The 8,541-nt window shown below is 71.1% G+C and carries 7 protein-coding genes and 1 pseudogene; 4 read left to right on the top strand and 4 right to left on the bottom strand.

Annotation, left to right across the window (positions count from 1 at the left end):
• Positions 1 to 48: 48 nt before the first annotated feature.
• Entirely contained in the window at positions 49 to 414 is a 366-nt protein-coding gene (locus ACFU53_RS13895) for a helix-turn-helix domain-containing protein (RefSeq protein WP_383990559.1), read from the bottom strand.
• 87 nt (positions 415 to 501) lie between these two features.
• The gene (locus tag ACFU53_RS13890) at positions 502 to 1,092 is read right to left on the bottom strand and encodes a DinB family protein (RefSeq protein ID WP_383990556.1); all 591 of its coding nucleotides are present in this window, start codon (positions 1,090 to 1,092) and stop codon (positions 502 to 504) included.
• 76 nt (positions 1,093 to 1,168) lie between these two features.
• Here ACFU53_RS13890 and ACFU53_RS13885 point away from each other — a divergent pair.
• Together ACFU53_RS13885 and ACFU53_RS13880 are read left to right on the top strand one after the other, a co-directional pair.
• Positions 1,169 to 1,409, top strand: a pseudogene (locus tag ACFU53_RS13885) (ABC transporter ATP-binding protein); the annotation flags it as partial.
• Between the two features lie 163 nt (positions 1,410 to 1,572).
• Positions 1,573 to 3,042: an esterase gene (locus ACFU53_RS13880; protein WP_383990553.1), complete on the top strand. Its 1,470-nt coding sequence runs from the start codon at positions 1,573 to 1,575 to the stop codon at positions 3,040 to 3,042.
• 40 nt (positions 3,043 to 3,082) lie between these two features.
• Here ACFU53_RS13880 and ACFU53_RS13875 read toward each other — a convergent pair whose 3' ends face one another.
• Complete coding sequence (locus ACFU53_RS13875) at positions 3,083 to 4,414, bottom strand: DUF6777 domain-containing protein (RefSeq protein WP_383990550.1); 1,332 nt, start codon at positions 4,412 to 4,414, stop codon at positions 3,083 to 3,085.
• Positions 4,415 to 4,587: 173 nt separating this feature from the next.
• Here ACFU53_RS13875 and ACFU53_RS13870 point away from each other — a divergent pair, with 173 nt between their 5' ends.
• Positions 4,588 to 5,874, top strand: coding sequence for a streptophobe family protein (locus ACFU53_RS13870; RefSeq protein WP_383990547.1), 1,287 nt, complete (start codon positions 4,588 to 4,590; stop codon positions 5,872 to 5,874).
• Positions 5,875 to 6,048: 174 nt separating this feature from the next.
• Here ACFU53_RS13870 and ACFU53_RS13865 read toward each other — a convergent pair whose 3' ends face one another.
• Positions 6,049 to 7,380: a lysine N(6)-hydroxylase/L-ornithine N(5)-oxygenase family protein gene (locus ACFU53_RS13865; RefSeq protein ID WP_383990544.1), complete on the bottom strand. Its 1,332-nt coding sequence runs from the start codon at positions 7,378 to 7,380 to the stop codon at positions 6,049 to 6,051.
• A 120-nt stretch (positions 7,381 to 7,500) separates the two neighbouring features.
• Here ACFU53_RS13865 and ACFU53_RS13860 point away from each other — a divergent pair, with 120 nt between their 5' ends.
• Positions 7,501 to 8,448: a methionyl-tRNA formyltransferase gene (locus ACFU53_RS13860; RefSeq protein WP_383990541.1), complete on the top strand. Its 948-nt coding sequence runs from the start codon at positions 7,501 to 7,503 to the stop codon at positions 8,446 to 8,448.
• Positions 8,449 to 8,541: the final 93 nt, after the last annotated feature.

Genomic DNA, 8,541 nt, shown 5'->3' with positions numbered 1-8,541 from the left:
ATATCGACACAGCCCCGCGCCCCTTCGGGGCGCGGGTGGTCAGCCTCGTCAGGCTGCGAGGCACAGTCCGTTGTAGGGGGCCTTGGGCGTCCTGCGGGTGGTGTGGCGGGTCAGCTCGGTCTGGGCCAGGGACAGCAGGTCGCCCAAGCCCAGGCCGAGAGCCTGGGCTGCGGCTGCCAGGACCTCTGAGGAGGCTTCCTTGCGGCCCCGTTCCACCTCGGAGAGGTACGGCATCGAGATGCGGGCCTCGTCGGCGACGTCCTTCAGTGTGCGTTCCTGGGCGAGCCGCTCGCGCCGGAGGACGTCACCGACGAGGTCGCGCCACAGGGGTTCCTTCGCGGGTGGGCCGGCCGGAGGGGCCGCTGCCGGGCGCAGGGGGATGACTCGGGCTTCGTTCGACGCTTGTTGGCTCACTTCTTCAGCCTAGGAACTCGGGGCGGGAGGGGAAGGGGGCGGCGTTCCGCCCTCAGGGGAATCCCCCAGGAAACCCGGTCCGGGGCGTCACTGGCCGATGCGGCCGTCTATGCGTTCGCGCAGGAAGTCGGCGTGGCCGTTGTGGCGGGCATACTCCTCGATCATGTGGACGAGGACCTCGCGGAGGGCGATGGGCTCGTCGTCGTGGCGGCCGGTGATGCCGAGGTCCGGGGCCGTGGCCACGAACCGCTCGGCGAAGTCGACCTCGGAGCGCCAGGTCTTCCAGGCGTCGACGATGGCCTCGGGGTCGGCCACGGCGTCGTTGAAGTCCCCGTCGGGGTCGTCGCCGGCCCGGTAGTGGCGCGGCACCGACTCGCCCGCCAACGCCTCACGGAACCAGTACTGTTCGACGCCGGCCAGGTGGCGCACGAGTCCGAGCAACGACATGTTCGACGGCGGCACCGAGCGGCGGGCCAGGGCCTCGGCATCGAGATCCGCGCACTTCAGCTCCAGGGTCAGCCGCTGGTTGCGCAGATACCCGACCAGCGTGGCCCGCTCCCCCTCGAACCCTCCTTCGCCGCGCGGATCCCCTTCGGGGCCGACGAACCGGTCGCCCCACCCGGGCTTCCGCTGCGGCAGAGGCTGTTCGTCGGGCCGCGTCTCACGATGGTCACTCATGCGGAGGAGCATCGGCCGTCGCCGAGGCGGTCCGCCACTGCTTTTCCGCCCCAGAAGGCTCCGCGGACTCTCCGCGGACGAGATCCGGCGCGAGACCGGCGTCGCCCTGGTCTTCGTCAGCCATGACCTCCCCGTGGTCCAACACGTCACCGACGAGGTGCTGGTGATGCGGCGAGGACACGTCGTCGAGGGGGGCGACGCGACGGGTGCTCGGCGAACCGGCGGACCCGTACACGCGGTTGCTGCCGGCTGCCGTGCCGAGGGAGGTCTGGGACCCGGACGACGCGGTCGCGGCGCGGGCGGCGCTCGCCGGGTAGGAGCGGGAGGGGCCACCTCCAGAGGAAAGAACGGCTGTGGTTTCCATGAACTGCCGTACAACCCTTGTGCCCCATGCGGTGTCAAACAGGGCGCCGGACAAGGAACGGGCCCTTTCCGGACACCCTCGCGCTGCCCGGCCGTTCTTACTGCCTGGAGCCGCATATGCGCAAGAACCGTTCGACAGCCCTCGCTGCAGCAATATTTCTTCTCGTCTCCGGCGCGGCGATCGCCACCGCTCCGTCCGCGTACGCCGGGGTGCCCGGCGGTACGCGGGCCAGTGACCGCAACAGCGACTTCAACGGTGACGGGTACGAGGACGTGCTGGTCGGCGCTCCCGGTGCCACCGTCAGCGGCAAGAGCGGCGCGGGTCTGGTGACAGTCCAGTACGGCTCGTCCAGAGGCATCGGCACGAGCGATGTCGCCCGGTTCAGCCAGTCGACCGCGGGGGTCGCGGGCGCGGCCGAGGTGGGCGACGGGTTCGGCCGGGCCGTCGCCACCGGTGACCTCGACGGCGACGGGTACGACGACGCCGTGGTCGGCATCCCCGGCGAGGACCTCGGCACCGTCAAGGACGCGGGCGGCGTGGCCATCCTGTGGGGCTCGAAGGCCGGTCTCACGGGCGCCGACAGCGACTGGCTGGAGACCCAGGAACCCACCGCCGGTGAACAGTTCGGCGTCGGTCTGGCCGCGGCCCGCTTCACCGCCGAGACCGACGGGGACATCCTCGCCGTCCTCGACCGGGACGACCTGGAGCTGTTCGCGTACGACGACGCGGCGCAGAGCTCGATGCGCCGGGAGTCCACCCAGCGGCTCGGCGCGAAGGCCGAGGCCCGCGACATCCTGCCCAAGTCCCTGACCACCGGCGACTACGACAAGAACGGCTTCGCCGACCTCGTCGTGTCGGGCCTCAGCGTCGGTGACGAGCCCGGTCACGGCTGGTCCACGTATCTGTCGGGGAACGCGGACGGGCTGACGTACGAGCGTGATCTGCGCGGCGGTCCGGCCGCGGCGTCCGGGGACATCAACCACGACGGGTACGACGACCTGGTGACCGGTGAGCCGAACTCCCCGGACGACCAGCCCGGCGAGACGCAGACCGGCGGTCTGGTCGGCGTACGCCTCGGCGGTCCGGACGGTCCGGCGGCGGAGCCCGACTGGTGGGTGCAGGACTCCCCCGGTGTGCCCGGTGTCGCCGAGGCCGGCGACGGCTGGGGTTCGGACCTGTCGGTCGCGGACACCGACGGGGACGGGTACGCGGACGTGGCGATCGGTGCCGCGGGCGAGGACATCGGGACCGTGCAGGACGCGGGCGCCGTGTGGGTGCTGCGGGGCTCGGCCGCCGGGCTGACCTCGGCCGGCGCGAAGTCGTGGGACCAGAACTCGGCGGACGTGCCGGGCGCCGCCGAGAAGGGCGACAAGTGGGGCGCCCAGGTCCGGCTGACCGACCCGAACAGCGACGGCCGCTTCGGGCTGCTGGCCGCCGCGCCGGGCGAGAACACCGGTGACGGTCATGTCTGGGTGCTCTCGGCGGGCGCGGGCGGCATCACGGCGTCGGGGTCGTGGACGTACAACGGCGCTTCGCTCGGCGCGCCTTACGCGGACGCGCTGTTCGGGTCGGCGATCGACGAGTGAGCCGCGCGGGCCAGGGCCTGTCCGAGGGCTGCTTCGGCGGTCAGGAGCCCGGCGTGATCGACTCCTGGGTGCTGTAGAGGGACGCCGACTCGGTCGTCGTGGTGTCGTCCGGCGGCGAGTCGGCCGTCTCGGGGCTCTCCGGCTCCGTCGTGGGTTCGGAGGTCGGCGTCTCCGGCTCCGACGGGGGCGAGGTGGACGGTGTCACGGAGGACGAGGAGGGACACGGGCTCGCGCTCCGGGTCGTAGCGTCGTCCGTGGCTCCGCTCGGGGGCGAGGGGCACGGTTTCGGCGACTTCGAGGGCGGTTCCTCGGAGAACGACGTCGACACCGACGGGGAGGGCTGGTTGACGGGCGGGTTGGTCTTCTTGTCCTTCCCGCCGGTGTCGCCGGAGGGGCGGGTGAACCAGTCGTCGTGGTCGGGGTCGTAGAGGACGAAGACGTTGATGATCGCCGTCGAGGGCTCGACGACCACGACGTTCTGCGGCCGGTACGACGGCCAGGAGTCGCCCTTCGGCTCGGGTGTGGTCTTCAGCGCGACCGGCGGCTTCAGCGGATTGCCGCAGGCGCAGCGCACCCGGGGCACCCCTCGGTCGTCGACGAGGACGGCGGTGCCGGACTGGAGGACGGCCTGGTAGCTGGTGGCGGCGCCGTCGCGGTAGCCGTGGTTGGTGACGCGGGTGTCCATGCGCAGCTGCACCGGGGTGAGCGAGCGCAGATAGGCGGGCACGTCGGAGGACTCGACGCCGGCGACGGAGGCGAACGCGTTGTTCTTGGCGGGGTTGGCCCCGAGCACCTTGATCTGCTTCTCGACGTCGCAGCTGGCGACGTTGCGCGTGCCGCCGTAGAGGCCGGGGGACGAACCGTCCACGGCACGCGTCACGTTGGCGGGTTCCGAGCTGCTCGGTGTCGCCGTGGGGGTCTCGGGCGGGGTGGAGCTGTCCGTCGCCGTCGACTCGGTGAACGGGTCGGGGCCGGCCTTGCCCGCGGCCTGGAGGAAGACCTCGCCGTCGGCCGAGCCGCCCGAGTCGTCGGAGCGGGTGAAGACGACGATCAGGACCACGGCGACGACGGCCGCGGTGACCATGAGGGCGATACGGGGAGCCGATCGCCACCACGGATGACCGGGCCCTCCGGGCCCCTGCCTGGAGGCCCCGGAGCCTCCGCCGGGGCCGCCCGGGCCACCACCGGAACCACCCGTTCCGCCCGGCCCGCCGGTTCCGCCCGGGCCCGAGGCGTCGCTCGGCGGTTCCGGTGGCACCTGACCGCTCGGCCGCGTCGGATCGGGCGGGGTGGGGCTGGGTTGCGACGGCCCGGACAGGGGTCCGGAGGGCGGTCCTGTCGGGCGGCCGGAGGACGGTTGTTCGGAGCTCACGGGTCTTCTCCCGCCGTAGGGCATTCTGCGGCGATTCACATGTTTCACGTATTTGATGCCGCTTTATTCCGCAACAGGCCCATTGTGTGCTCTGGCCCCGTGCCGCCCGCAAGCCGAGCGAGCCCGGACCTCCCGGCGCGCGGAGTGCCTCCGCGGTGCTTAGCGTGGCAAGAGTGAGTCCCCAGACCCTGCCGCCTCGGCAGACGACAGCACCTGAGCGGGCGGTCGCCCGCCACGGCTGGCTCCAGGCCCTCGGAACCGTGCTGGCCGGGCTGATCGCGATGATCGTGACTGCGTCCCTCGGACTCTGGGCGGCGGGTGCGGCGGACCTCCCGGACGGGGCCTTCCCCCGGGTCGTCGCGGCCACCGTCGTGACGGCGGTCGGCGGCACGATCGAGCTCTCCGGCGGCGCCGGGTCCATCGCCGAGACCCGGGCGGGCCTGACCGTGATCCCGCTGTCGGTGACCCTGGTCGGCGCGCTGGTGATCGCCGCCGGGTTCCTGCGGCCGCTGCGGCACCGAGCCGTGGCAGGGGCGACCGAACTCGCGGGCTGGGCCGCCCGGGTAGCCGTCCTGTGGGTGGCGGCTCTGATCGGCCTCGCGCTCGCGGCCCGGCAGACCTTCGACATCCCGCTCGGCGACGTGGGCGACTTCTTCGGCACCTCCGCCGATGTGGGGTTCGAGACAGCTGTGGCGCCGACCGTGTTCTTCGGGCTGCTGTGGCTCGCCGGGGTACTCGTCCTGGCACTGTTGGTGTCGCGCGGGGCGCCGCTCCCGGCGCGGCTGCTGCGGTTCCAGGCGTCGGTGCGCCCGGCCGCGTACGCCATGGTCGGCCTGCTGCTGGCGTACGTCGGTCTCGGGCTGGTGATCGCGGTCGTGGTGGCGCTGACCCGTGGGCACGCCGCCGAGACGGCCGCGGTGATCCTGCTGGGCCTGCCGAACGTGGTGTGGCTGACGTTCACGATCGGCCTGGGCGCCACCTGGGACAGCCAGGTCGAGGGGCCCTTCGGGCTGCCGATGCCGAAGATCCTGGACGAGGTCGTGCGTGGCCCCGACGTGTCGACCCTGAACCTGGGCTCGCTCGCCGAGTACGACGGTCGGGCATGGTGGCTGGTGGCCGTGAACGCCGTGCTGCTGCTCGTCGCCGCGTTCGTGATGGCGGCCCGCTCACCGGCCCGGGTACGGCTGTGGCAGCACGCCGTGCACATGGCGGCCGCCCTCGCGCTCACCGTCCTGATGATCTGCCTCGTGGCCCGGATCTCCGCGCACTACGGACTGTCGGTCATCGGCATCGGCGACCTCGGCGGCGACCTGGGCGGGGAACTGTTCCTGCGGCCCCACCTGTGGTCCGCGCTCGGGCTCGCCGTGCTCTGGGGACTCGTGACCGGGTTCCTGGGCGGGGTGCTGGCGAAGGGGGTGCGGCGCCGGGGCGCGGTCGACGCGGACGCCGACCGCCGGTAGGCGGGGCGGGTGCCCTGTTGCGGCGCCCGCCCCCGGTCCAGCCCTCGGTGTCAGCCGCTTGGGCCGGTCGGACCGTCACCGGCTTCGGCGCGGACCATCACGTCGGCCGCCGTCCGTTCCGGTGCACGTGCACACGTGTCCCGTCCGTCTTCGTCCTTCCGTTCCCGTCCGGCTTCATCCTTCCGTCGTCGTCAGGTTCGTCGCGCGGCGGGCGAGGAGGGCTGCGCAGATCTCACCGGCGCGGACGGCGGTGGTGGAGAGCAGGGTCGAGGTGAGGCCGTGGGTGTGTTCGGTGCCGCCTTGGAGGTAGATGTCGGCGGTGACGTTGGGGGCGGTCTCCACGCGGTGGTCGCGGCCGACCCTGAGGGCGTCCTCGTCGTCGCGCAGGCAGAGTTTGCCGATCTCCCCCAGGTTGTCGTCGACGCCCTGCGGCTGGTAGCCGGTGGAGTAGACGAGGAGGTCGGCGGAGAGGGTCTCGCGCTCCCCCGTCGGCAGGAACTCCACGGTCACCTTGACGTCGTCCGCGCCCGCCTCCACCTCGCGCAGACGGGAGACGTTCATCATCCGCAGCCGCTCCCGGCCCTGGACCTTCTCCTGGTACATGGCCCGGGACAGGGACTCGATCAAGTCCATGTCCACGACGGAGTAGTTGGTGCTGCGGTGGTAGTCGAAGAGCGACTGCTTCACCTCGCGGGGCGCGCCGTAGTACAGGTCGACGGCCTCGGGGTCGAAGATCTTGTTGGCGAAGGGGCTGTCGTCGGCGGGTGTGTAGCCGTACTTGGCGAAGACGGAGCAGATCTCGGCCTCGGGGAAGTGGCGGTGGAGGTAGTCCACGGCCTCCGCCGCACTCTGTCCGGCGCCGAGGACGACGGCCCGGCGTATCGGCTGTCCGGAGCGCCGGACCTGCTCGACGCGGGGCAGCAACTCACTGTTGTGCCAGACCCGTTCGGAGAGGGCGGCGCCGGGCGGGAGGCGCGGTTCCAGGCCGGTGGCGACGCAGATGCTGCGGGCACGGCGGACGGTCAGGCTGTCCGGGTCGCCGGGTACGCGGCTGGTGACGTCGAAGTAGCGGATCTCGCCGTCCCGGGTGACGGGCCGTACCGAGACGACCTCGGCGGAGTACTCGACGAGGTGTGAGACACGGGCGGCGGCCCACTCGAAGTAGTCGTGGAACTCGATACGCAGGGGAAAGAGGGTCTTCAGGTTGAGGAAGTCGACGAGTCGGCCCCGGTCGCGCAGGTAGCACAGGAAGCTGAAGTCGCTGGTGGGATCGCGCATCGTCACCAGGTCCTTCAGGAAGGACACTTGCATGGTGGCGTCGTCGATGAGCATCCCGCGGTGCCATCCGAACCGGGGTTGTCTCTCCAGGAACCCGACCCGCAGCCCGTCCTCCGTACCGGCGTTCACGGACTGTTCATGGAGCGCGATGGCGAGTGCGAGATTCGATGGGCCGAATCCGATACCCAGAACGTCGTAGATGTCCGGCCCGGTGTGCAGCGTCGTCACCGCGTCATCGCCTCTCGTAGAACAGGTCACAGAGTTTCACAAGCTGGAACACAGCCTCCCCCAAGCAGAGACATATTAGATAAGGTTAGCCTTACCTAGCAACGGCTGAGGAGGGCTCATATGCGGGTCGTTATGTTCGGGTACCAGACCTGGGGACACCGGACGCTGCAGGCACTGCTGGATTCCGGCCACGAAGTGGTCCTGGCGGTGACCCATCCGAAGAGCGACCACGCGTACGAGAAGATCTGGAGCGACTCGGTCGCCGATCTCGCCGAACAGCACGGTGTGCCCGTGCTGTTGCGCAATCGCCCGGGTGACGACGAACTCCTGCGCGCACTCAAGGAGGTCGATCCGGACCTCATCGTGGCGAACAACTGGCGTACCTGGCTGCCGCCGGAGATCTTCGACCTGCCGCCGCACGGCACACTGAATGTCCACGACTCCCTGCTCCCCACCTACGCGGGCTTCTCCCCGCTCATCTGGGCGCTCATCAACGGCGAGCAGGAGGTCGGTGTCACGGCCCACCGCATGGACGCCGAACTCGACATGGGTGACGTGCTGTTGCAGCGTTCGGTGCCGGTCGGGCCGCACGACACGGCGACGGACCTGTTCCACCGCACGGTCGACCTGATCGGCCCGCTCGTCACCGACTCGCTCGAACTCATCGCCTCGGGCAAGGCCGTGTGGACGCCGCAGGACCGCTCCCGTTCGAGCTTCTTCCACAAGCGGTCCCTGGAGGACAGCCGGATCGACTGGACCTGGCCCGCCGAGGACCTGGAGCGGTTCGTACGGGCCCAGTCCGACCCGTATCCCAACGCTTTCACCCACCATCGCGGCGAGCGGATCCGGATCGTCTCGGCCGCCGTCTCCGAGGGACGTTACGGCGGCACGCCTGGGCGGATCTTCATCCGGGAGGGCGAGGGGATCGTCATCGTCGCCGGTGCCGAGGCGCGCTCCGGGCGACTGCCCGGGCTGGTGGTCAAGCGGGTGCGGACGGAGGACGGCACGGAGTACGCGGCGACGGACTACTTCCGCACGATGGGCGGTTACCTGACGGCCCGACCGTGAACTCGCACGGGTGACGGGCCCGTCCAGGCCCCCTCACGGGTGACGGCCCGCCCGTCGACCTCTCCCGGGCCCGTTGCCGTCGCGGGCCCGGGA

The organism is Streptomyces sp. NPDC057474 (assembly GCF_042802555.1).
In the GTDB taxonomy this organism is placed as follows: Bacteria; Actinomycetota; Actinomycetes; order Streptomycetales; family Streptomycetaceae; genus Streptomyces.
Note: the sequence above shows the minus strand (reverse complement) of the source record. Positions and strands in the feature narration are given on the sequence as shown.